The following is a 24,302-nucleotide window of genomic DNA, read 5'->3' as shown; positions in this document are numbered from 1 at the left end:
CGTCGCTCATGCGCGTGCCTCCTCCATGTCCGCCGTGCCGGACGCGGCCGTCCAGGCCACGACGTGTCCTTCGAGTTCGCGGGTCTCCACCGTGGTGACCGTGCCGTTCGCCGCGATCAGGAGCCGTTCGGCGTCGGCGACGGTCACGACCAGTTCGAGGCGGTCCGGCCCGGGCTCCCTTTCCCGCAGGACCGCCTGGAGAACCGCCTGCTTGGCCGCGCGGATCCGCGCGCCCTCCCCGATGGCTGCGAGGCCGATGCCCGCCGGTTCGCGGCCGGACCTGACCAGGGCCACGCCCAGGTCGGCGTCCGAGGCGATCGCGAGGGCGAGCGGCTCCTCGAACGGCCCTGTCACGGCCGGGCCGTCCTGGACGGCGAGCTCGGCGGGGAACAGCGGCCCGTGGCCGTCGCGCCACAGGTGGTCGCGGACGGCGTCCTTCGCCGCGATCCGTCCGAGCAGCCAGGGCCCCTGTGCGAACGGCGGGAGGGCCTCGTACTCGGCGCGCTCGGCGGCGCAGAGGTACTGGCGCATCAGCAGGTCGCGGGACGCGGTGCCGTCCCACCGCTTGCGGGCCAGGCACCAGCCGCCGGGCTGCGGCTCACCTGTTCCGGACACCTCGGGGGTGAACTTCATCCGCCAGAGCGCCTCGTCGGTGTAGAAGCGGTGGGTGGTCCATCCGTCGACGCGTCCCCACACCGATCCGTTCTCCGTGACCATCTCCGCTGAGCAGCGCATGGTGGTGTCGGTGAGGGACTGGTTCCAGATGGTCGTGTCCAGGTCTTCCCCCGGGGACGGCGTGGGCCCGTAGAGGGCGACACGCTCGATCCCCACGGGGGAGACGGTCTGGTTGGTGTCGCCGTACACCTGGAGCCAGTGGGCGCAGAGCTGCCCTGCGCCGTCCATGAGCGCACCCGGTGTGGGCAGCGAGGTCAGGACGGCCCGCACCCCGTCCTCCGCGAGCGCCGTGATCTCGGTGACGCCGCGGAAGAGCGGGCCGTGGTGCATCCAGCGTTCCTCGTAGAGGCGTTCGGCGGTGACGATGGGCGGCCCTTCGATGCTCAGCGGCGTGCGGTCCGGCTGGGGCGGTGCCGCGAAGCGCTCGGCGAGCAGGACCGTCCCGTCGGCGTGGCCGTTGACGACGACCTTCACCTTGCGGGGCCGCCCGGCCGACTCGATGAGGTAGGCACGGATGTCGGCGGCGGTCGCCGGGGCCGCGACGAGCCAGCGGACCGCGCGGACGTTCTCGAACCCGACGACGACCAGGTCCGGCAGCAGCTCGCGGGCGGTCTCGGCCATGACCTCCAGCAGCCCCGCCAGCGGAACGATCGGGAATCTGTCCGACATGTCCGGCCAGTCGGGGGGCTGCGGGACGAGGCAGTGGTCGCGCAGCCACGGCATCGACTCGACCGAGAAGACGCGGGAGACGTTCAGCTCGGCCGCCACCGGCGAGACGTCCTCGCCCGGGACGGGCGGCAGCGGAGGTCCGCCGCCGAGCGCCTCCAGGACCGACTGCGCACCGCTCGTCGCGTCGTCGAGCAGGGCCTCCAGTTCGGCCAGCACGGGATCGTCCGCCGGCAACGGCGGCGTTCCCCGGCCGAGCCGGATGGGCTCCACCGCGCCGTCCAGCCTGACCAGCGGCGTCCCGAGGTCCAGGCGCATGCCCGTCGCGGAGGGCGCGGGCGGCGAGGACGCGCCGTAGCCCTCGGTCCACAGCGCGGCGACGACGCGGCGGAGCTGCGCCATCCCGTCGCGCTTCGGCACGCTGACGGCGATCGCGAGGTGCTCGCGGCCGCCGAGGCGGTCGGCGACGAACTCGGTGAGGCCGCCCGGCCCGACCTGCACGAACGCCCGCACGTGCGCCGCGCCGTGCAGCTCCTCGACCAGCTCGCTGAACCGGACGGGCTCCAGCAGGTGGCGCGCGACCAGCTCGCGGACCTCGGCGGGGCGGCGCGGGAACGGCGCGACCGTCGTCGCCGACCACAGCGGGAGGCGGGGCTCGCGGATCTCCAGCGCCTCGAACGCGCGCCGCACCTGCTTCTCGTACGCCTCGGCGAGCGGGGTGTGGAACCCCGACCGGAACGGCAGCTCCCGGCCGAGCACCCCTTCGGAGGCGAGCCGGCCCAGGACCTCGCGGACCTCCCCGGCCGGGCCGCACACCACCGACTGGTGCGGGCAGTTGTCGTGGCTGACGACGACGCCGGACCGACCGCCCACGGCCTCCTGCGCCCGGGCCGCGCCGCAGCCGAGCGCCGCGTACGCGACGTCGGGGACGTCCAGTGCCTCGCCGTCGAGGGCGCCGAGGAGCGCCTCGACCGCGTCCGCGTCGCAGACCCCGGCGGCGGTCATCGCCGTCCACTCGCCAAGGCTGTGGCCCGCCGCGACGTCGGGTTCGACGCCGAGCCTGCCGAGGGCCGCGGTCAGCAGCCGGCCGGCGCGGAGCACGTCGGCGGCGTGCCCGACCAGGTCCGTGCGGCCGGTCAGCGCGGGCGCCGGCATGCCGAAGTGCGCGGCGACGTCGTCCACCCGCGGGTCGAAGGCGGCCTCGAAACCGGGGTACAGGAACGCCAGCCGCCCGCCGTCCGCGAGGAGGGGGCGGGGCGAGAACCACACGTCGCTGCGGCCCCGCCAGGCGGTTCCGCGCTGGACGAGGGCCCGCGCCAGGTCGAGCCTGCGCGCTGTGGGGCCGACGATGGCGAGACGGCACGGCAGGTCGGGGACGTCGTCGCGGATCCCGGCGAGAAGCTCCTCGTCGGGGGCGGCCAGGGCCTTGGACAGTTCCTCGGTCGTGCGGGCCGCCAGCCGCAGGACGCCCTCGTCGGAGTGCGGCGCGTCGAGCCTGCGCCGCCGGGGCCTGCGGGCGGCGGGCGGCTCCTCCAGGACCACGTGCGCGTTGGCGCCGCCGAACCCGAACGCGTTGACCGCCGCCCTGCGGGGGCCGCCGCCGTCCCGGGCCCACTCCGCGGCCTCCCGGACGAGCCGCAGCCGGCCGCCCTCCAGCGCCGGATGCGGGTCGTCGACGTGCAGCGTCGGCGGCAGGACGCCGTCGCGCAGCGCGAACGCGGCCTTGAGCAGCCCGGCGATCCCCGCGGCCGGCATCGCGTGCCCGATCATCGACTTGACCGTGCCGAGGCCGATCTGCGGGCCGGCCGTGCCGAAGACCCGGCGCAGCGTCGCCAGCTCCGCCTCGTCGCCCGCCGGAGCGCCCGAGCCGTGCGCCTCGATCAGCCCCACCGCGCCGGGCGCGGCCGGGTCCAGGCCCGCGTCCCGCCACGCCCGCTCGACCGCGAGGACCTGCCCGTCCACCAGCGGGCTCAGGAGGCTCGCGGCGCGGCCGTCGCTGGACGACCCGGCGCCCAGGATCACCGCGTGGACGCGGTCCCCGGCCCGCCGGGCGTCCGACAGCCGCTTGAGCAGGACGACGCCCGTCCCCTCCGACAGGAGCGTCCCGTCGGCGGCCCGGTCGAACGGCCGGATCGTCTCGCTCGGGCTCAGCGCGCGGAGCCGGCTGAAGACGCCCCACACGGTGGCGTGGTGCGCGTGGTGGACGCCGCCCGCCAGCATCGCGTCGGCCTGCCCGCCGCGCAGCGCCCGCACGGCGTGCTCGACGGCGAGCAGCGACGACGCGCACGCCGCGTCCAGCGTGTAGGCCGGGCCGCGCAGGTCGAACCGGTCGGCGACGCGGGCCGCGGCGAAGCTCGGCAGCAGCCCGGCCGAGGCGTCCGGCTCGTCGGGGCCCAGCCGGTCGCAGAACGCCCGGCGGATCTCCGCCAGCCGCCGCGGCCCCAGCTCGGGCACCAGCTCGCCGAGGATCCCGGCGACCTGGTGGGACGTCCTGACCCGCTGGTCGAACCGCGCCACGCCCGGGGTGATGTAACCGCCGCGCCCGAACACGACGCCGATCCGGGCCCGGTCGGGCAGCCGGTCGGCGCCGCCCGCGTCCGCGATCGCGTCCCCGGCCGCGCGCAGCGCCAGCAGGTGGTCGGGCTCCATGCCCCGCACCGCCGCCGGGACGATGCCGAACCTGGCCGGGTCGACGGTGGCCAGCTCGTCGACGAACCCTCCGCGCCGGCAGTAGAACCGGTCGCCCTCCGGCTCCCGCCCGTACGCGCCGGGGTCGTAATAGAGCTCCGGGTCCCAGCGGCCGGGCGGGACGTCGCCGATCGCGTCGACCCCGTCGAGGACGTTGCGCCACAGTTCGGCCGCCGAGCCCGCGCCGGGGAACACCGCCCCGGCACCGACGATCGCGATCGGCTCCGCCGCCTCGCTCACCGGACGGTCCCGGTCAGCACGACCCGCGTCTCGTCCCCGTGCGCGATCTCCCTGAGCAGCGCGGCCGCCCCCGCGTCCGGGTCGATCGGCCCGACGCCGCACCGCGCGTGCTCGCGCGCCTGCTCGGGCGGCACCGCGCCGCCCGCCCAGGGGCCCCAGTCGGCGACGAGGACCCGCCCGCGCAGCCGCCTCCGCCACACGTGCGCGAGCGCGCCGCACGCGTCGCCGGCCGCCGCGCAGCCGGCCTGCCCGGGGTCGCCGCGCACGCCGGCGATGCCGCCGAGGACCACGAAGAACCCCAGGCCGGGACGGACCGCCTGGACGAGCGCGGCGGCGCCGTCCACCTTCGTCTGGTACACCCGCGCGAACGACTCGGGCGAGGTGTCGCGGACGAGGCGGTCCCCGGCGAGGCCGGCGCCGTGGACGACCCCGTCCAGCCGCTGGTGCCGCCGGTAGACGTCGTCCACCACGGCCCGCACGGCGCCCGGCCTCCGCACGTCCGCCGCGTGGTACCGCACGGAGGCGGCGTGCTCGCCCAGGGCCGCGAGGGTCCGGCGGATCTCGCGCTCGGCGAGGAGCCGGCGGACCGTCGCCTCGATCTCGGCGGGCTGCTCCTCGCCGTGCGCCACGAGCGCCCGCCGCAGCCCGGCCTCGTCCTCGGCGTCCGGGAACTCCGGCTCCCCCACGGGCTCGGGGGTGCGGCCCACCAGCTCGATGTGGCATCCGCTCGTCCGGGCGAACTCCAGAGCGACCCGCGCGGTGGCGCCCCGCGCGCCCCCGGTCAGCAGGACGACGCCGTCCGCTTCGAGGCGCGGCTTGTCGGCCGCCTGCCCGCCGGGCGGTCCGGCCGGGATCAGGTCCAGGGCGTTGCGGCGGCCGCCCTCGTGCCCGACGACGACCGGCGCCTCGGCGGTCAGCAGCTCGGCCAGGATCCGCTGCGCGATCGCGCGCGGGGTGTCCTTGGTGTCGACGTCCAGCGCGCGGACGAGCACCTCCGGGTACTCGCGCGCGATGGTCCGGGCCAGCCCGCCCAGGCCCGCTCCCGGCCCGGGGTCCCCGACGGCGCCGCCGTCGAACCGGTGCCCGAACGTCCCGCCGGCGCCGCTCGCGAAGACCAGCCAGCGCAGCCCGCCGGCCAGCGCCCGCCGGACGCCGCCGAACGCCTGCGGCAGGACGCGCGCGGCCCCCGGCCGCAGCGCCGCCAGATGGACGAGCCCGTCGCAGGGCCCGTCGACGTCCGGCGGGACGCGCACCTGCGCGCCGTGCCGCTCCAGCAGGTCGGCCAGTTCGAGCGCGACACCGCACGCGTCGTCCACGATCAGGAACCGCCTGCCCGCGAACCCCGTCCCGGACTCCGGCGGCGCGGGCAGCGCGGCCAGCTCCACGATCCGCGGGACCTGCCGCGCCAGCCGCGGCGCGGGACGGCTGCCGGACAGGTCCGCGGTCCCCACATGCGCGGGCCGCGACGGGCGGGGCCCGGGTTCGGGCGCGGCGGGCTCGGGGACGGCGGGCTCCGGGACGGCGGGGCGCGGCGGCTCGGCGGGCGCGTCCTTGCGGTCCTCGCCGGTGCGGGCGCGGATCACGGCGCCGGCGGCGGCGTGCACGTCCCGCGCGCCGCCGGCGGCCGGCCGCTCCTCCGGCGCGTCCTGCGCCGGCTTCCCGTCCGGCAGCGTCTCCCCCGGCAGGACGGGACGGGGCGCGGGGACGGACCGCGCCGCCGCGTCCCGTCCCGCCGGGGACGCCAGGTGCCGCAGGACCACCTCGCGCTGCGCGGCGATGACCTCGCGGCCGGCGCGCAGGTACTCCAGGACGGCGGCCTCCGAGCCGCCCGGCCCGGGCCCCTCGATGCGCTCGGCGGGCCGGAGCCCGCTCGCCGGGTACCCGCCGTCGGCGGTGCGGACGAGATGGCCGTTGACGATCCACCCGGGCGCCGGGGCGGGCTCGCCGGAGAGCGGGCGGGCGTCGCGCCCGGCGAACAGGGGCAGCGGGTCGACCGGGACGCCCGCGGCGGCCAGCTCGGCCAGCGCGCCCAGCAGCCCCGCCAGGGCGTTGCCGCCGGGCGCGTCGCAGCTCACGGCGGTGTGCGGCCGGTCCCCGAGGATCGCGTCGACGAGGCCGGTGAGGACCCGTCCGGGGCCCGCCTCGACGAAGGTGCGGGCGCCCGCCGCGTACATCGCCTCGATCTGCTCGGCGAAGAGGACGGGCGCGGCGAGCTGCCCCGCGAGGGTGGCGGCCAGCTCGGACGGGTCGGTGTCGTAGGGCGCCGCCGTCGCGTTCGACCAGACCGGGAACGCGGGCGAGCGTAGGTCGCGGCCGAGCAGCTCCGCGCGTAGGTCCGCCGACGCGGCGGACGCGAGCGGGCCGTGGGCCGCGCACGCGACCGGTGTCCGCTCGGCCCGCAGGCCCGCGTCCGACAGGACGCCCAGCGCGCGGTCCAGCCCCGCCGAGGTTCCGGCGATCATGACGTGGCGGGGCGCGTTGTGGTGGGTCACGGCGACGTCGCCGATCTCCGCCAGCGCCGCGCGCACCCGGTCCGGCGCCGCGGCCACCGCCGCGCCCGCGCCGGGGCCGGCCGCCGCCAGGACCGCCCCGGCGCGCGCGGCGCTCAGGCCGATCATGTCGGCGTCGTCGAACACCCCGGCCGCGCAGAGCGCGACGAGCTCGCCGCAGCCGTGCCCGGCGGCGAGGTCGGGGTGCACGCCGACCGCGGTCAGCAGCCGGTGGACGGCCAGCCCGGCGATGCCGAGCGCGGGCTCCGCGGTCCGCGCGTCGGCGATCTCCGCCCGGTGGCGGCGGGACTCGGACCGGGTGAACGCCGCGGGCGGGAACATCGCGGCCGCGTACCGTCCCCCGGCGTGCCGCAGCAGGCGCTGCAGGCGGGGGAACGCGACGAAGAGGTCCGCGAGCATTCCGGGCCGCTGGCTGCCCTGCCCTGGGAAGAGGAACGCGACCTGCCCCGGCTCGCCGCAGGCGGGGAAGACGCCCGGCGCCGGGCGGAACGTGGCCGCGAGCGCGAGTTTGGCCCCGAGGTCCTCAAGGCTTGAGGCGACCAGGGCCACCTGCACCGGGCCTTCGAACGAGGCGGCGGTCCTGGCGAGGTCGCGCAGCCGGGGCCCGCCGGGCAGCAGCGCCGAGAGCCGGTCGATCCCGGCGCGGGCGGCGGAGCGGTCGGCTCCGCGGATCAGGAACAGCTCGGCCGGCCACTCGTCGAGCCCGGACACCGGCTCGGGGGCGCCGTCGTAGCCGGCGAGGACGGCGTGGAAGTGCGCGCCGCCGACGCCGAAGCCGCTCAGCCCCGCATACCGTTCGCCCGGTGCGGCGGCCCACGGCCGGGCGGCGCCGCCGAACGCGAACGGGCCGTCCGGCGCCCATTCCGGATTCGGCCGGGCGAGGTGCAGCGTCCCCGGCAGGACGCCCGTGTGGAGCGCGTACGCGGTCTTGATGAGTCCGGCGAGGCCCGCGGCGCATCCGGTGTGCCCGATCTGCGACTTCACCGACCCGAGCGCGACGCTTCCCGGCGCGGCCCCGGCGAACACCGAGGCGAGCGCCGCCAGCTCCGTCCCGTCGTCCGCCTCGGCGCCGGAGCCGTGCGCCTCGACGAGCCCCACGGACGCGGGCGGCACGCCCGCGCGCTCGTAGGCGCGCTCCAGAGCGCGGCGCTGCCCTTCGAGCTGCGGCGAGGCGAGGTCGGCGGCGCGGCCGCCGCCGGCCCCGGCCACCGACTTGACCACCGCGTAGATCCGGTCGCCGTCGCGTTCGGCGTCCGCGAGGCGCTTGAGGACCACGCACCCGACGCCCTCGCCGAGCGCGACGCCGTCGGCGGACGAGTCGAACGCGGCGCAGCGCCCGGACGGGGACAGCGCGCCCGCCGAGGCGAGCAGCAGGTGGTCCTGGATACCGGTGCGCAGGTCGGCGCCGCCGCACAGCACCATGTCGCTGGTCCCGGCGGCGAGCTCCTTGCAGGCGGCGTCGAGCGCGGCCAGCGACGCGGCGCCCCCGGCGTCCACCGTGTGGTGCGCGCCGCCGAGGTCGAGCCGGTTCGCGATCCGGCCGGCGATGACGCCGGTGAGGACGCCGGGCAGGGAGTCCCCGGTCGGGCGCGGCAGCCGCTCGTCCAGGCCCGGGGGCACCGCGCCGTAGTAGGACGGGAGCGTCGCGCGCATCGCGTACGCGGTGCCGAGGTCGCCGCCCCCCGCCGCGCCGAAGACCACCGACGTCCGGGACCGGTCGAACGGGCGGTCGGCGTACCCCGCGTCGGCCAGCGCCCGGGACGCGACCTCCAGCGAGAGCAGCTGGATCGGGTCGACGCCGCCGAGCGCGCCGGGCGCGATCCCGTGGGCCCGCGCGTCGAACGGGACGTCGGGGACGAAGCCGCCCCACTTCGAGGGCGTCGCGCCCTCCCCGGACGGCGAGTAGTGGATCTCCGGGTCCCAGCGGGCGACCTCGGTGACCGCGTCGGCGCCGCCGACGATGTTCGCCCAGTACCGCCCGGTGTCGCGCGCCCCCGGGAAGACGCAGCCCATGCCGATGACCGCGATGTCGGCCGGGCGGGCCCCGCCCGCGGCCGCCGCGGGCCCGGCCGCGCCCAGCTCGGCCGCGCGGGCGGCCAGGAAGGCGGTCGCGCCGGAGGTGACCTGCGCGTGCAGGTCGGCGATCCGGGTCGTGGCCGTCCGCAGCGCGGCGACCTGCCCGATCATGTAGAGGCCGTCGGCGCGCTGGACGCCGGCGTCCACCGGCGTGTCGCGGCGCAGGCCCTTGCTCGCGACGCGCAGGCGGCTGAGGTTCAGCTTCTCCAGGCGCCGCCACACCTCCCGTCGCGGCGTGCCGACCTGCTCCAGCTCGCGGCGGGTCTCCTCGAACGTCCGGACGTAGGGGGTGGGCGCGCAGCGGGTGGAGAGGCCGGGCGAGGTCTCCAGCAGGGCCGTCCCGCGGCAGGCGAGCGCGACGTCCTGGAAGCCCGGCAGGATCGCGCCGGCCGCGACGGCCTCGGCGGTGAACAGGTACGCGGTGCCCATCAGCACGCGGACGTCGGCGCCGCGCTCGGCCAGCGGCCCGGCGAGCGCGGCGACCATCGCCGCGGAACGGGCGTCGTGCACGCCGCCCGCGAACATCAGCGACAGCTCGCGCGGGTCGCCGCCGAACGCCGCGAGCCGCTCGGCCTGCGCGTCCCACAGTGGGAAGCTCGCGCGCGGCCCGACATGGCCGCCGCACTCCCCTCCCTCGAACACGAACCTGCGGGCGCCCTCGGCGAGGAACCGGTCCAGCAGCTCCGGGGACCGGGCGTGCAGGTAGGTGCTGGTCCCGGCGGCCTCCAGCGCCGCGGCCTGCGCCGGGCCGCCGCCCGCGATGATCGCGTAGGGCGGGGCGGCCTCGCGGATCGCGGCGAGCTGGGCCTCCCGCAGCTCCGGCGGCGCGATCCCGAGGACGCCGACGCCCCAGGGACGCCCGCCGAGCCGGTCGGCGGTCTCGCGCAGCAGCTCACGCACCCGGCCGGGGTCCATCAGGGCGAGCGCGAGGAACGGCAGGCCGCCGTCCTGCGCGACCGCGCCGGCGAACGCGGAGGTGTCGCTGACCTGCGTCATGGGGCCCTGCACGACGGCCGGCCCGGAACGCGGCGCGAGCGGCTCGGACCGCACGGCGGCCCGCAGGTGCAGCTCGATCTGCTCCCGGACGGCCCGCACCACTCCCCCGGCCGTCCTGTACCGCTCGGCGAGCGCGGCGGCGAGCGGCGCGTCCTGCCCCACGGGCAGCGGGCGCCGCCCGTTCTCCGGGACGCCGGATTCCCGGTGGTACCCGTCGACGACCTCCGTCTCGGTGCCGTCCATCGCCGCCAGCCTGGCCGCGACGCCGGCGGGCTGCTCCGCCTCGCGGACCAGCGCGAGCTGGACGTCCAGGACGACACCGGCCGCGCCCCCGGCGACCGCCGCCGCGGCGGAGTGCGGCCCGATCCCGCCCGCCGCGTACACGGGGACGGCCGTGCCGCCCAGGCGATCCATGTCCGCCAGGAGGTGCTGGAGCAGCACGAAGGTGGTCAGCTCGCCGACGCGCCCGCCCGCCTCGCGGCCCCGCGCGACGAGCCCCACGTCGCCGGTGATCTCCCGGGCCGCGGCGATCGCGGCGGCGGCCTCGTCCGGGCCCACGACCTCCACCAGGAGGCGGCGCCCGCGGGCGAACCCGGCGACGTCCGTCCCCTGCGCCCCCTCGTCCACCAGCACGGGCGCGTCGACCATGACCGTCGTGGCGGTCTCGGGGACCTCGTCCGGCTCGATCCGGCACCCGGCGGGCACGCGGACGCCGAACGGGCCCTCCCACCAGCGGCCGGCGTCGGCGAGGGCGGCCAGCCCGGCCGCCCGGTCGGCGCCGAGGTCGAGCACGCCGGTGCCGCCCGCGCGCGCGACGGCGACGGCGAGATGGGGCGCCGGCCGGCCGAACGGGGAGACCCCGATGATCTCGATCGGGGGCCGCTCGCCCCGGCCTCCGTCCCGCCCGTCCCTGCCCGCCATGCCCAGCCCCCCGACGTCCCGCGCGGCCCGGCGCGTGACCGGCGCGGCTCGCAACAACGGTGCGCAACACTACGGTCGGCGACGCCTCGATCACGGAGGCGACACACCCGGGGACGCGTTGATGGCGGCACGGCTAAGGAGATTGGAACGTCCCTTGACGCGCGGAGGGGGCCGGAGGTGGCCCCGGCCAGGGTCTCGCCCCCGCGCGGCCACATCGCGCATAATGGCGATCACAGTCCGTGGCGGTGTGCCGCGGACGGGCCAGGCGGGGGCGCGATGGCGACGCTCAATCCGGCGACGGGACGGTTCCGCCTCCCGGCGCGGCGGCGGGAGGAGGCGGGCGGCGGCCCGGACCCCGTGCGGGCCGCCCTCGCCCCCCTGCTCGCCGCCCATCGCGCCGCCCACCCGGGCGGCCCCCTCGCGGGGGCCGCCGAGGCCGAACTGCTGCGCGGGTACGCGGTCGCCGAGCGGATGCACCGCGGGCAGCTCCGCAAGTCCGGCGCCCCGTACATCACCCATCCGCTGGCCGTCGCGCTGATCCTCGCCGGCATGGGGCTGGACACCACGACCCTGGTCGCCGCGCTCCTGCACGACACCGTCGAGGACACCCCGTACACGCTCGGGGAGGTCCGCGCCGACTTCGGCGACGAGATCGCGGTGCTGGTCGACGGCGTCACCAAGCTGGACGGCAGCCGCTGGGGCGATCGCGCCGAGGCCGAGACGTTCCGCAAGATCGTGCTGGCCGCGGCGGCCGACCTGCGGGTGCTGGTGATCAAGCTGGCGGACCGGCTGCACAACCTGCGGACCCTGCGCCACCAGCCCGAGCACAAGCGCGCCCCCTACGCGCAGGCGTCCCACGAGCTGCTGGTCCCGTTCGCGGAGCGGCTCGGCATCCACGTCCTCAAGCGGGAGATGGACGATCTCGCCTTCGCCGCCCGCGACCCCTGCGCGCACGAGGAGACGCGGCGCGCCGTCCGGGCGGCGCTGAGCCTGGCGGACCGCACGTTCGGGCCCGCGACGGCGCTGCTGCGCCCCTCGCTCGCCGAGCACCGGGTCAGGGCGCGGGTGGAGGTCCGGCCGTCCCACCTGTACGCGGTGCACCAGTCGTTCGGCGGCGGCCTGGCCGGGCTGCGGCCCTGCGAGGCGGCGCGGCTCCTGCTGGTGGTGGACGGCGCGGAGAGCGACTGCTACATCGCGCTCGGGGCCGTGCACGCCGCGCTGCACCCGGTGGCCGGGCAGGTCCGCGACTTCATCGCGACGCCCAAGGACAACCTGTACCGGTCCCTGCACACCCGGGTGATCAGCCCGGACGGCGACCCGTTCGAGGTGATCATCCGCAGCGAGGCGATGCACCCGGTCGCCGAGTACGGCATCGTCGCGCACATCAGGGACGCGGGCCGCGACACCGGCCCCACCGTCGCCGAGCGCCGCGACCTGGTGTGGCTGAGCCGGCTGCTGGCCTGGCAGTCCGGCTCCCCGTCCGCCGAGTTCCTGGACCGGCTGCGCGCCGACCTCGCCGCCGGCAACGTCGCCGCGTTCACCACCCGCGGCGACCTCGTCCCGCTGCCCGTGGGCGCGACCGCGCTCGACTTCGCCTACGCGCTCGGCCCCGGCACCGGCGACCGCTGCATCGGCGCCGTCGTCAACGGGCGGCTCGCGCCCATGTCGGTGCAGATCCGCAGCGGCAACGTCGTGCGGATCCTCACCGACCCGGCCGGCTCCCCGACCGAGGACTGGCTCGGCTTCGCCGTGTCGGTGCCCGCCCGCGTCCACATCCAGCAGCGGCTCGCGCTGCGCCGCGCCGAGGAGGACGCCGAGGCCGGCCGGCGCCGCCTCGTCCGGGCGCTGGCGGCGCGCGGCGTCGACCTGCTGGCCGCCGAGGCGCGCGGCGACTCGCTGGCCGTCGCCCGCGACCTCGGCTACGGCGACGTCGACGCGATGTACGCGGCGCTCGGCACGGGCGTCCTCGGCCTCGACGACCTTCTGGCCCGGTTCGCCCGGCCCTGACCCGCCGATTACGCTGGGCCCGTGGTGATCACATGAGACCGTTCGAGTACGGCGTCGACGGACCGAAGGTGATCGTGGCGGGGGTGGACGGCTCCGAGACGTCGCTGCGCGCCGGCGCCTACGCCTGGGGCCTCGCGCGCCGCGCCGGCGCCCGGCTCGTCGTCGTGCACGTCTCGCCGGTCGCGTCGATGGGCACCCTCACCCCGGGCGGTGCCGCCGCGCTGCGCGAGACCGCCGAGGAGATCTCCGCGCAGATCCGCCGCGAGCTGGAGGCCGCCGCCGGGCGCGAGCAGGTCCGCTACGACCTCGTCACCGAACTGGGCGACGCCTACGCCGTGCTCGCCCGCGTCGCCGACGAGTCCCGCGCGGACGCCGTCGTCGTCGGCGCGTCGGCGCAGGCGGGGCACCGGCTCATCGGGTCGGTCGCCGTCCGCCTGGTCAAGGCGGGGCGGTGGCCCGTGACCGTCGTGCCCTGACCCCGGTTCGGCCGCCGCTCGCGGGGAAGGGCGTGGGTGGACGGCGACGGGCGGGCGGAGGCGGCGATGCCAGATCCTGTTCTGACGGAGATCGGCTGGGCGGGGTCGGCGCTGCGGCTGGCCGGCACCCTCAAACCCGACGGAGCCGTCCGCGAGCTCGAAGTGCTGCTGCGCGAGCGCGGCGGCGACGGCCTGCTGCGCGTCCCCGCCTCGCACCACAGGCGGGACGGGCGCATCGCGTTCGAGGCGGAGGTCGACGTCGCGACCCTCGTCGGCGGGCACCCGCTGCCCGGCGGGCTGTGGGACGTGAGCCTGTCGGTCGGCGCGCCGATGGAGACCTCCGTCGTCCCGCTCGGCCCGGGCCGGGCGCCCGGCCTGGACGCCTCGCCCCGGCGGCGGTTCCTGCCCGGCTCCTGCACGGTGATCGCCTACTTCGGCGCCGGCGGCGTCCTCGCGATCGACGTCGGCGGCCGCCCGCACGTCGCCGGATCCGTCGCCGCGGACGCGCTGGGCTGGAACGAGGAGCGCGAGGAGGTCGTCGTCAGCGGGCATCTCGACCTGCGGCGGGCCGGCATGCCGATCTCCGGGTCGCTGCTCCTGACCGAGCGGCGCTCGCGGCACGTCTACCAGGTCATCGCGATGCTGGAGGAGCGTCCGCACCGGCTCGGCTACCGGGCCGCGGTGCCCGCGACGCGGGCGTTCATCGACGATCCGCTGCCGCGCGGGACCTGGGACGTCTCGCTGTGCCTCGGCTTCTCCGGGATGCACCGCGAGCTGCGGCTGCTGGCGCCGGACGAGCCGGTGGACGTGCAGGTGTGGCGGCGGCTGCGGCACGTCCGGGTCGTCTCCTCGGCGGCGCCCGGCCCGCTGACGATCACGGTCGGCCGCGTCTGAACGGCCCGTCCCACGGGAGCTCCCGGGACGTCGCCGCGACCACCGCGCACAGCAGCGCCACCACGGCCGACCCGCCGGCCAGGTTGATCGCGGACGTGGCGAGCGCCGCGTCGAGCCGGGCGTGCAGCGTGAGCGGCAGGATCGCCAGCAGCGCCACCGCGATGCCGCCGATCCAGGCGAACGCCCGCACCGGGCGCGCCGACGACGACAGCAGCAGGTGCATCAGCGCGGTGGCCTGGATCGTCGCCGCCGCGGCGCACAGGGCGTAGCTCGTCGCGGCGGGCGCCGCGGCGGTGTGCCCGCCCGCGAACACCGGCACCTCGACGCCGAACGCCGACCGCAGGCCGATCGTCACCGCGAACGCCAGGCCGCCGCCGACGAGCGCGGCGGACACCCCCGTCCACCACAACGGGCGCAGCGGAGCGCCGGAGCCTTCCCTGGATATCTCCTCGTGCAGCGCGACGAAGTCCTCGTACCGTCTGGGCGGTGCCTCCGTCGGCCGCCGCCGCGCCGCGGAAGGGCAGCGGAACGAGCGTTCCCACGGCCGTGGCGCCGGGCGGCCGGCGTGCCTGCCCGGCAGGCCACCGGAGTTCCGCCCGAAGGATGAGTCGGGCATGTTCCCTCCCCCGGTGCGAACGTAGGAGTGTTACCCGGCGCCGCAGGGAGGAATTCGTCCAACCTCACCATTTTGCAGATGTTTGGCCGCGTTCCCCCGTATGGCAGAACACGGCGGATCCCCGGGAGGCCGCGCCTCCCGGGGATCCGTCAGGGTCCGCCGTCGTCCGCCGGGTCCCGTCAGACCAGGCCGGCCTTCTCCAGCGCCGCGCAGCAGGTGCCCGTGATCAGGCGGGTCACCACGTACGGGTCGACGTTGGCGTTCGGGCGGCGGTCCTCGATGTAGCCCTTCTTGTCCACCTCGACCTGCCACGGGATCCGCACCGAGGCGCCGCGGTCCGACACGCCGTAGCTGAACTCGCTCCACGGGGCCGTCTCGTGCATGCCGGTCAGCCGCCGCTCGATGTCGGCGCCGTACCCGGCGACGTGCTCCTGCGCCTTCTCGGCGAGCGCCTCGCACGCCGCGATGATCGCGTCGTAGCCCTCGCGCATGGCCTTGGTCGAGAAGTTGGTGTGCGCGCCGGCGCCGTTCCAGTCGCCCTCGACCGGCTTCGGGTCGAGCGTGGCGGACACGTCGTGCTCCTCGGCGATGCGGTAGAGCAGCCACCGGGCGATCCACAGGTGGTCGCCGACCTCGATCGTCCCCGCCGGGCCGATCTGGAACTCCCACTGGCCGGGCATGACCTCGGCGTTGATGCCGGAGATCTTCAGCCCCGCCGCCAGGCAGGCGTCCATGTGCTGCTCGACGATGTCGCGGCCGAACACCTCGTCCGAGCCCACGCCGCAGTAGTAGAAGCCCTGCGGGGCCGGGTAGCCGCGCTCCGGGAAGCCGAGCGGGCGACCGTCCTTGAAGAAGGTGTACTCCTGCTCGATGCCGTACCAGGAGTCCTGCGCCTCGAACTGCTCCGCCACGGGCCGCAGCTTGGCCCGGGTGTTGGTCTCGTGGGGCGTGCCGTCCACGAGGTACACCTCGCACAGCACAAGCTTGTTGTCACCCCCGCGGATCGGGTCCGGGCAGGAGAAGACCGGCTTCAGCACGCAGTCCGAGTGGTCGCCGGGCGCCTGGTTCGTGCTGGACCCGTCGAACCCCCAGTCCGGCAGGTCGGCCCCGTCGGCGAGGATCCTCGTCTTCGACCGCAGCCGTGCGGTCGGCTCGGTTCCGTCGATCCAGATGTACTCGGCCTTGTAGCTCAACGTCGGTCCCTTCGTTCGCTGCCGGGCCTTGCGGGTTCGGCCTCACAGAACGTGCCAACCGGGCATTTCGCATCTGTTGCCCGTTTGTGAACGGCGTGTAACACGCGAGATGACCTGCTGAGACGTTGCTCACACCGCCCGGACTCGGCTCCGGCCGCCGCCCGGAAATACCTCCAATCGCCGCAAATCGACATTTAACGTCTAATGCAATGGCGTCGCAGCTTTTATTGGGCGCATCTCACCCACTATCCGAAACCCTCGGAAGTTTCTTTACTCCTCCCACACCCGGCCGCGCCTTCTCTTCTGTTCAAGATGAGCGGGGACGCGCCGCTTCGGCGCGTCCTCATCGTGAAGCAGAGAACGGGGGAAAAGGATGAGGCGGACTCTCGCGGCCTCGCTCGGTACGGCCGTCGCGCTGGCGGGGCTGGCATCCTTCGCGCCGGCCGGGCACGCGGCCGAGGGCGGGAAGGGCAGGCGGATCCACATCGTGTGGCCGGGCCACTCGATCCAGAAAGCCGTCGACCACGCACGGCCCGGCGACGTCATCCGGCTCAAGACCGGGGCCTACGACGGCGGCGTCCTCGTCCGCAAGCGCCTGACCATCCAGGGGGACGGCGACAGGACCGTGCTCCACCCGGGTCACAAGGACCGCTGCGCCAAGGCCGGCGCGGCCGGCATGGGCATCTGCGTGGTCGGCCGCCCGAAGCACCTGGTCAAGGGCGTCTCCATCCTGAACCTGACCGTCCGGGGCTTCAAGGAGAGCGGCGTGTACGGCATGTACACCGACCGCCTGACCGTCGAACGCGTCCTCGCCACCCGGAACGGCGCCTACGGCATCACGGAGTTCCACTCGACCCGCGGCCGCTTCGTCAAGAACCGGGCCATCGACAACTCCGTCGAGGCGGGCCTCTACGTCGGCGACATCGAGGACGCCCGCGGCACCGTCGTCGCCTACAACCATGCCTCGGGCAACGCGCTCGGCCTGCTGATCCGGCACGCCCGCAGCGTCGCCGTCTGGAAGAACCACCTCGTCGGCAACTGCGTCGGCGCCGCGCTCGTCAACGACGACCAGAAGGGCGGCCAGGGCGAAGCCAGGCTCTGGATGAACAAGGTCTGGAAGAACAACCGGTCCTGCCCGCAGCACGAGGAGGTCCCGCCGCTCGGCGGCACCGGCATCCTCGTCTTCGGCGGCGATCACAACGGGATCGAGCAGAACGCCGTGCTCGGCAACCGGGGCACGCTGCCCTACTCCGGCGGCATCGTGCTGTTCCCGAGCCCGAAGGGCCAGCCCGCCCGCCACAACCTGGTCAAGCGCAACCTCGTCAAGGGCAACGCGCCGTTCGACCTGGTCGACAGGAGCGGCAGCAGGACCAACCGCTTCGTCGACAACAGGTGCCGGACGTCGAACCCGCGCGGCCTCTGCTGACACCGCCGCGAGGACCCCGCTCCCGCGTCGTTCGCCGACCTGAACGGGAGCGGGGTCCTGTCACTCTCCGCCGCGCAGGAACCGCTCGCCGAGCGGCGTCAGCGCGTGATGGACCGTCTTGCCCCGGCGCTCGCTGGTGAGCAGACCCGCGCCGCGCAGCGCGGTGGCGTGCTGGGAGGCGGACGCCGCGCTGACCCCGAGCCGGGCCGCCAGCGTCCCCGTCGTGAGCTCCCCGTCCGCGCCGACCAGCCGGATCACGGCGGCGCGGGTCCGGCCGAACACCTGCGGCAGCGTGTCGCCCGCGCCGCTGAGCGGCCGGGACGAGGGGACCACCACCGTCGCCGGGCCGTCGCCGGCGACCATGACGCGCGGGCCGGTCACGAACACCGAGGGCATGAGAAGGAGCCCGCGCCCGCCGAGGTGCACGTCCCCGTCGCGCAACGTCTCGATCTCCAGGACCGGGGACGTCCAGCGGACGGCGGGGTGCAGGCTCCCGAGCAGCCCGCCGATCCCGTCGCGGGCCATCGTCCGGGCGTGGCGGGACGCCTCCGCGCACAGGTGGTCGCTGAGGCCGGACCACGCGTCCGCCAGCGCGACCCGGTGGAAGTCGCTGAGCCCGCGGACCAGCGTCCGCATGGTCTCCCCGTCGCCGCCCGCGAGGCGGGGCAGCCACGGGACCGGCGGCCGCGGGCCGTACGACCGCTCCAGCTCGTCGCGGATCCGCCGCACGGGCGTCGAGGCGACGGCGTCGAGCTCCGGTTCGAACCCCGGCACGAGCGTGTACGGCGTCAGGAAGTCGGGGACCCAGCGGCCGGACGGCACCAGATCGAGCAGCAGGCGGGACGGGCCGGTGAGCCTGGCGCGCGTCCGCGAGCGCCACCCGCCGGGAATCGGCTCCGGCCCGACGCCGCGCAGGGCCTGGGCGCCGAGAACGGTCTGGGCGAGCGGCGAGAGGCCTGGGGTGATGCGAATCCGGGTGAGGTCCTCATAGTCGAGCCAGAGCCGGAGCATGGATCGGACAATACGACATTTAACCTATTTCTGAAATCATTGCACCCGGCCCGGAACGTCGTGGAAGGTGCGGGTCATGAATCGACTCCGCCTCTTCTGCCGCACCGTTCCGCTGATGGTGCTCGCCGCCCTGACCGCGGTCGCCCTCCCCGTCCGCGCCGACGACGGCACGACCGTTCGCGAGGGCGACATCGACGGAGTCCCCTACCGCGTCGAGGTCCCCGCCCGCTGGAACGGGACACTGCTGCTGTGGAGCCACGGCGCCTACAGCCTCGACTACCCGGCGCCCTCGGAGATCTCGCTGACGAACCACCCCGCCACCCGGCAGTGGCTGCTCGACCACGGGTACGCGCTCGCGGCCTCCCAGTTCCGCGTGCCGCGCGGCTGGGGCGTGGTCGAGTCCGGGCTGAAGGACCAGATCGACCTGCTCGACTGGTTCACCGCGAACGTCGGGAAGCCCAGGCGCACCGTCTCCACCGGCTCCTCCGCCGGCGGCCTGACCTCGGTGCTCCTGGCCGAACGCAACCCCGGCCGCTTCGCCGGCGTGGCCTCCCTCTGCGGAGTGCTCGGCGGCACGACGGGCCACTTCAACAGCGCCCTCGACACCAACTACGCGGTCAAGACCCTTCTGGCGCCCGACCTGGAGCTGGTGCGGATCAAGGACCCACAGGCCAACACCTCCGCCGCCCGCCGCGCCCTCGGAACCGCCCTGGCCGACCCCGGCGGGCGCGCCCGCCTCGCCCTCGCCGCCGCCCTCGCGGACATCCCCGGCCGTTACACGTCCCGGGCGCCCGCACCGGACACGGTCGCCGGCCAGGTGGAACAGCAGGTCTACTACGCCGCCTACGACCGGGGCGCCTTCTGGGGCGCCAACCGCACCGACATCGAGAAGCTCGCCGGCGGGAACCCGTCCTGGAACACCGGCGTGGACTACCGGACCCTCTTCGCCCGCTCCAGCCAGAAGGCCCTCGTGAAGCGCGCCTACCGCGAGGCCGGTCTGAACCTCCGCGACGACCTCGCGCGCTTGAACGCGGCACCGCGCATCAAGGCGGACCCCGCCGCCGTGCGCTACCTCGGCCACTACGGCACCCCGTCCGGCCGCACGCCCTGGCCCGTCGTCACCCTGCACTCGACAGGTGACGGCAACGTCCCGCCGGAGAACCAGCGCTGGTACGCCACCCACGTCCGCAACCCGGCGAACCTGAGGCAGCTCTACGTCGACCGCGGCTACCACTGCTCCTTCACCGCCTCAGAAGAAATCGCGGCGCTGCAAGCACTCCTCACCCGGATGGACACCGCCCACTGGCCGGACACCCGGCCGGCGGCGCTCAACCGCTTCGCCGCCACGCTCGCCTCTGACGCCCAGACGGTGTTCGACACAGACCCCGAGCCCGGCCAGCACCCCACGACCCCGTCCTTCATCCACTACCGCCCGGGCCACTACCTGCGTCCATGACCGATCGACCACGAAGGCCATGGTCCGCGGGGGCGAACCATGGCCTTCGTCGCGATGAGTTCGGCGACCGAGCGGAGTCCACACATCGAGACCCCGCGAACCCTGGAGGAGCCATGACCGCCAAGGCACTACCACCCGTCGTCGACACCGAGACCTGGCAACGCCACCTCGGCGAGCTGCGCGCCCGCGAGAAGGCCGCGACCCGCGAACTCGACGCGATCGCCGCGCAGCGCCGCCGGCTGCCGATGGTCGAGATGCCCGACTACACCCTGGAAGGCGAGGAGGGCCCGGTCAGCCTGGCCGAGATCTTCGACGGCCGGTCCCAGCTGATCGTCTACAACCACATGTGGTTCCCCGGCGAGGAGTGGCAGTGCCCGGGCTGCACGGGCTTCACGTCCCAGTACACCCGGCTGGGGTTCCTGGACGCCTACGACGCCCGCTTCGTCATCGTCACCCAGGGCCCGATCGACGAGGCCCTGGCCTACAGGAAGCGCGTCGGCAACGAGATGACCTGGTACTCCACCGCGAACAGCTCCTTCGGCTCCGACGTGGACGCCCCTCCCGGCGGCGGCTTCGCCGTCAACGTCTTCCTGCGCGACGGCGACACCGTCTACCGCACCTGGCACACCAGCGGCCGGGGCACCGAGCAGCTCAGCCACTCCTTCCCCCTGATCGACCTGCTCCCCTACGGCCGCCAGGAAGAATGGCAGGACGTCCCCGAAGGCTGGCCCCAGTCCCCCGCCTACTCCCGCTGGTCCAGCTCCGAAGAGATAGCCGCCCGCTACGGCCGGGACGCCTGACCCCGCCGCACGCCCGCCCCGGGAAAAGCCGTCGACGCGAGGCCCGGGGCGGGGCATGATCTTCGCCGTGCTCCAGAACGGCGCCCGTCCCGGGCGGTACACGCTGACCGACTCGGAGCACGGCCACGTCTGGGGAACCTGCCCCACGGTGGACGGGCTCTTCGGGAACCCCCGACGCGGCACGTACGAGCTCTTCGACTGGGTCCCAGAACGCGCCGAGCTTCCGCACTGGCTCGGCAGCCGGGTGTGGCTGGTACCGACCGACGACGCTCTCGACCCCTGGCTTCTGGAGGACGCCAAGAGCGCACGGCAGTTTCCGGACGGCCTCGTGCTCACCGGCCTGGACGACTACCACGGCCCACCCGAGGCCTATACGGGCCCGATCCGAGTGCACAACGGTCACGAATGGCTGGGCTCCTGCTGTGAGTTCGTCCGCATCGTTCCGGACGGGCAGGCGGCGCCCCCACTCGTCCTGCGGAACCTCGTTCCCAGCGAACGACTGCGAGCGGCTCTGAACAAGGGCACCCGCCGTGCGCTGGATCTGGGAGAGGCCGTCCTGGAGATACGAGACGACCACGGCGTCCCGCTGGCCGAACACGTGCTGTGGCCCAAGATCAGCACCTGGCATGGATCGGACCTGGTCGACCTCGAACTCGTCGCGGCGAGCTTCACGCCCGTTCCCGAATACGCACGCCCCCTCTGGGAGCGCTGGTTCACCGGCCCCCCGGAAGCCGAGGGCGCCTGGGCCGGCCTCGACACCCGACGCCGTGCCGCCTGGCTCGACCTCGTCCGAGAACGCGGCTGGCGCTACCCCGACCGCCCACCGGGGCACGCCTACGTACTCGACGGCCGGCACATCACCGACGAACCGGGCCTCTACCTGGCACTCGGCGAGGCCGTGAACGGCCCGGGCGGCTACTTCGGCGGCTGCCTGGACGCCCTGGCCGACTGTCTGAACGGCGATTTCGGCTACACGTTCCCCGCCACCCTGCTCTGGAACGACGCCTCGACCGCCCGCGCGCACCTGTCCCAAGGCCTGATCCCCGAGGGCCGGCCCTGGGACCTGTTCACCGCGACCCTCGAAGTCCTGGCCGAGGGCGGCATGCACGTCACCCTGGCATGATCCGCGCCCACGGCCCGCCGTGTGAGACTGGAGGCCCATGGGTTACTGGATGTGGCTGACCAGGTACGACGGCGCCGAGGTCGCGGCCCTGCTCGATCATCCGCACGGCCTGCACGCGGGCCTCGGGCGGCTACGGAACATCTGGGACGACCTGCCCACCGAGCTCGGCTACGACCCGTCCGGCGCCCTGTGCAAGCTCGAAGAGATAGACACCCACCGCGCCTGGGACGCCCTGCACGTCCTGCTGACCGGCCTCCCGAACGAGGACTACGAGCACACCTCCGGAGATCCGCCCGCCTGCGACGTGGTGATGGGCGGCCTGGTCATGAACGCGACCGGCGAAGGCTCCCTCCTGCGCGTCCCACGCCTCCTGCGCCCCGGCCAGGTGCGCGCGGTGGACGCCTTCCTACGCGACCTGGACCGCGACGCGCTGATCCGTGACCGCCACGCGTTCCTGAAAGAGACCCAGCCCTACTCCTTCGAGGGCTGGGGACGCCTACTGAGCGGCGAAGCCTGGGACATGGTGGAGCACGGCGTCCTCGCGAACACCTTCGACACCGTCCGCGCCTTCTACTCCCGCGCCGCCGCCGCCGGCAACGCCGTCATCAAGGAGATCAGCTGAAAAGACCTGGTCCCGTGGCTTCAGCCACGGGACCAGTCGACAGCCGGGGCCGGCCTCGTGAGCCGTCCCCCGATTGCACTTCCGCAGGGCGTGCAAGCCCTGCGGGCGAGCTAGCGACCCTTCAGACGGACGGCGCCGTGGACGACACCGCGAACGAGGAAGCCGCCGACGCCCCCACCGAAGAAGCCACCGGCAACGCCGCCGACAACTCCACCGAGGAAGCCGCCGAAGCCGCCCAAAGCGCCCGTCAGGACGCCGCCTGCTCCGACGGCCATGGCGCCGCCGATACCCCAGGCGACGGTGTAAGCGATGCCCCTGGCGACGCCGCTGATGACGTTCCACGACTCGTCACCGGCTGTCGTGTCAGCGAAGAGAACGCCGATCACGACGGCGACGACGCCTGCGACGACACCGGCCGAACCGCCCCCGAGAACGCCACCCACGGCGCCGCCGAGGGCGAGGCCGCCGATGACACCGAGGACGATGCCGGTAAGGGGAAAGCGAAGCTTCACGGGATCGGTCTCCTTTGCGTAGGCACCCGTGGTGATCACGAGCGTCTGCAAGTACCGTCCTGCGCTCCGCCCCCCGCACAACCCGGAGCACATGCCCCGACGTCAAGCCCACGGACCTCACCGGGCCCGGCCGGCCGATGAAGATCTTGAGCTCCCAAAAGAGTTTGGTCCCGTGGCTTCTGCCACGGGACCAGACACTGTCGGGGCCGACCTGGTGAGCCGTCCCCGCTACACCCGCAGGGCACCATGCGGCCCTGGAGGCGAGCTAGTGACGCCGCAGGCGGACGATGCCGTGGACGACACCGCTGACGACATAGCCACTGACGGCACCGACCAAGACGCCGCCGCTGATGACGGCGAGTACGGCGACGATGCCCATGACGCTGCTCAGGACACCGGCGATGAAGGCGGCGGCGGTGCCGCCGATGACACGGGCGCCGGTGCAGGCGACCGACCACGCGGCGCCGCTGATGACGTTCGACAACTCGTCGTTGACGACCGCGCCGCTGACAAGGCCGCCGACAAAGGCGCCGACGAAGCCGGCCATGACGCCGACCGGACCGCCACCGAGAACACCGCCGAGGATGCCGCCGAGGCCAACAACCGCGATGGCGATGGCGGCACTGGGTAAGAGAGGCTTCATGAGGATCGATCTCCTTTGCGTAGGCGCCCGCGCTGATCACGGGCGTCAGTAAGTACCGTCCTGAGACCGGCACACCCCACAACCGCTCAGGACGTCCAATCGCCTCGCGTCACCGGGCGCGGCCGCCCTACGCTCAGGGTAGGCAGCGCCACCTTCATCGTCGGTTCGGGAGGCATACCGGGTGACCGGCAGAGATGATCCCCGCCTGGGCGTGATCAACAGGCTCGTCGCAGAACTGAGCACGTTCCTGCAAGAGCCGATCGAGCTCGTAGAGCCCACGGACACCTGTTTCCTGGAGGACGAGGGGTTGGAGTTCTGCGTGAATATCCGCAGTGCGCCCCCACAGGGCACCGGCTTCCAATTGTGCTGGGAAGGAATAATGGGGGGCCAGCTCGTTCAGGACGGGAACTCTGACGTCAGCGTCACACTCTTCCTGTACAGCAGGAACCGGCGGCTCGGGATGATGGAGGACCGGGAGGGCAGTGGCCTCGAGATCGACTACGAGGGTTCGCCCGAGAACGGCGGCTGCTGGGGCAATCCCAGATGGCTCGCGGACGAGTTCGGCGAATTCCTGGCGTACGAGTCGTACGGCGACGCCGAGTAGGTCGAGCGTGCGCGAACCGGGTCATCGCGGCAATGCAGACGGGTGCGGACGTCCGGAAGGTCGCTTGGTCGGGGCGCACCGGCATGTCCCCGAGATGCTGGGGCGCTGCCCAGACTCGGCTTCCCCGTGCTCGGTGTGACCGGCCTT

16 protein-coding genes are annotated in these 24,302 nt (G+C 74.8%); 9 read left to right on the top strand and 7 right to left on the bottom strand.

The window, feature by feature from the left end; genetic code table 11:
• Positions 1-6: 6 nt before the first annotated feature.
• Together AB0C84_RS15935 and AB0C84_RS15930 are read right to left on the bottom strand one after the other, a co-directional pair.
• On the bottom strand, positions 7-4,269 hold the full coding sequence (locus AB0C84_RS15935; protein WP_361066201.1) for a beta-ketoacyl synthase N-terminal-like domain-containing protein: 4,263 nt from the start codon (positions 4,267-4,269) through the stop codon (positions 7-9).
• Positions 4,266-10,829, bottom strand: a complete 6,564-nt coding sequence (locus AB0C84_RS15930; RefSeq protein ID WP_361066198.1) for an SDR family NAD(P)-dependent oxidoreductase — start codon at positions 10,827-10,829, stop codon at positions 4,266-4,268. The genes AB0C84_RS15935 and AB0C84_RS15930 overlap by 4 nt, the downstream gene beginning before the upstream one ends.
• A gap of 219 nt (positions 10,830-11,048) precedes the next feature.
• On the opposite strand from AB0C84_RS15930, the gene AB0C84_RS15925 reads away from it, so the two are divergent.
• The 3 genes from AB0C84_RS15925 (at position 11,049) to AB0C84_RS15915 (ending at position 14,149) form a co-directional block, all read left to right on the top strand.
• Positions 11,049-12,779: an HD domain-containing protein gene (locus tag AB0C84_RS15925; protein ID WP_361066195.1), complete on the top strand. Its 1,731-nt coding sequence runs from the start codon at positions 11,049-11,051 to the stop codon at positions 12,777-12,779.
• 32 nt (positions 12,780-12,811) lie between these two features.
• On the top strand, positions 12,812-13,255 hold the full coding sequence (locus AB0C84_RS15920) for a universal stress protein (protein ID WP_258939400.1): 444 nt from the start codon (positions 12,812-12,814) through the stop codon (positions 13,253-13,255).
• 66 nt (positions 13,256-13,321) lie between these two features.
• Positions 13,322-14,149 (top strand): hypothetical protein, encoded by an 828-nt coding sequence (locus AB0C84_RS15915; protein WP_361066191.1) that lies wholly within the window; start codon positions 13,322-13,324, stop codon positions 14,147-14,149.
• On the opposite strand, the gene AB0C84_RS15910 is transcribed toward AB0C84_RS15915, so the two are convergent.
• Together AB0C84_RS15910 and glnII are read right to left on the bottom strand one after the other, a co-directional pair.
• On the bottom strand, positions 14,130-14,765 hold the full coding sequence (locus tag AB0C84_RS15910; RefSeq protein ID WP_179847283.1) for a hypothetical protein: 636 nt from the start codon (positions 14,763-14,765) through the stop codon (positions 14,130-14,132). The genes AB0C84_RS15915 and AB0C84_RS15910 overlap by 20 nt on opposite strands.
• A gap of 179 nt (positions 14,766-14,944) precedes the next feature.
• Positions 14,945-15,958 carry a glutamine synthetase gene (gene glnII, locus AB0C84_RS15905; RefSeq protein ID WP_258939397.1) on the bottom strand — a complete coding sequence of 338 codons (1,014 nt, stop codon included), beginning with the start codon at positions 15,956-15,958 and terminating at the stop codon, positions 14,945-14,947.
• A 373-nt stretch (positions 15,959-16,331) separates the two neighbouring features.
• Between glnII and AB0C84_RS15900 the strand changes: the two genes are divergently transcribed.
• A complete protein-coding gene (locus tag AB0C84_RS15900) occupies positions 16,332-17,384 on the top strand; it encodes a right-handed parallel beta-helix repeat-containing protein (protein ID WP_361066188.1) in 1,053 nt (350 codons plus the stop codon).
• Between the two features lie 60 nt (positions 17,385-17,444).
• On the opposite strand, the gene AB0C84_RS15895 is transcribed toward AB0C84_RS15900, so the two are convergent.
• Positions 17,445-18,395 carry a DUF5937 family protein gene (locus AB0C84_RS15895; RefSeq protein WP_361066185.1) on the bottom strand — a complete coding sequence of 317 codons (951 nt, stop codon included), beginning with the start codon at positions 18,393-18,395 and terminating at the stop codon, positions 17,445-17,447.
• Positions 18,396-18,471: 76 nt separating this feature from the next.
• Here AB0C84_RS15895 and AB0C84_RS15890 point away from each other — a divergent pair, with 76 nt between their 5' ends.
• The 4 genes from AB0C84_RS15890 to AB0C84_RS15875 all read left to right on the top strand — a co-directional run bounded on the left by AB0C84_RS15890 (position 18,472) and on the right by AB0C84_RS15875 (position 22,396).
• On the top strand, positions 18,472-19,851 hold the full coding sequence (locus AB0C84_RS15890; protein WP_361066182.1) for an alpha/beta hydrolase-fold protein: 1,380 nt from the start codon (positions 18,472-18,474) through the stop codon (positions 19,849-19,851).
• A gap of 113 nt (positions 19,852-19,964) precedes the next feature.
• Positions 19,965-20,651: a DUF899 family protein gene (locus tag AB0C84_RS15885; protein ID WP_361066179.1), complete on the top strand. Its 687-nt coding sequence runs from the start codon at positions 19,965-19,967 to the stop codon at positions 20,649-20,651.
• A gap of 55 nt (positions 20,652-20,706) precedes the next feature.
• Positions 20,707-21,774: a barstar family protein gene (locus tag AB0C84_RS15880; protein ID WP_361066176.1), complete on the top strand. Its 1,068-nt coding sequence runs from the start codon at positions 20,707-20,709 to the stop codon at positions 21,772-21,774.
• A gap of 37 nt (positions 21,775-21,811) precedes the next feature.
• Positions 21,812-22,396, top strand: a complete 585-nt coding sequence (locus tag AB0C84_RS15875) for a DUF1877 family protein (RefSeq protein WP_361066174.1) — start codon at positions 21,812-21,814, stop codon at positions 22,394-22,396.
• Between the two features lie 110 nt (positions 22,397-22,506).
• On the opposite strand, the gene AB0C84_RS15870 is transcribed toward AB0C84_RS15875, so the two are convergent.
• Both AB0C84_RS15870 and AB0C84_RS15865 read right to left on the bottom strand, forming a co-directional pair.
• Positions 22,507-22,959, bottom strand: coding sequence for a hypothetical protein (locus AB0C84_RS15870; RefSeq protein ID WP_361066171.1), 453 nt, complete (start codon positions 22,957-22,959; stop codon positions 22,507-22,509).
• A gap of 214 nt (positions 22,960-23,173) precedes the next feature.
• On the bottom strand, positions 23,174-23,551 hold the full coding sequence (locus tag AB0C84_RS15865) for a hypothetical protein (protein ID WP_361066167.1): 378 nt from the start codon (positions 23,549-23,551) through the stop codon (positions 23,174-23,176).
• 181 nt (positions 23,552-23,732) lie between these two features.
• Between AB0C84_RS15865 and AB0C84_RS15860 the strand changes: the two genes are divergently transcribed.
• Complete coding sequence (locus AB0C84_RS15860; protein ID WP_361066164.1) at positions 23,733-24,155, top strand: hypothetical protein; 423 nt, start codon at positions 23,733-23,735, stop codon at positions 24,153-24,155.
• Positions 24,156-24,302 lie beyond the last annotated feature (147 nt).

The organism is Actinomadura sp. NPDC048955, from assembly GCF_040649435.1.
In the GTDB taxonomy this organism is placed as follows: Bacteria; Actinomycetota; Actinomycetes; order Streptosporangiales; family Streptosporangiaceae; genus Spirillospora; species Spirillospora luteofluorescens.
The sequence above is the reverse complement of the archived record's forward strand: the minus strand, read 5'-3'. Positions and strand labels throughout refer to the sequence as shown.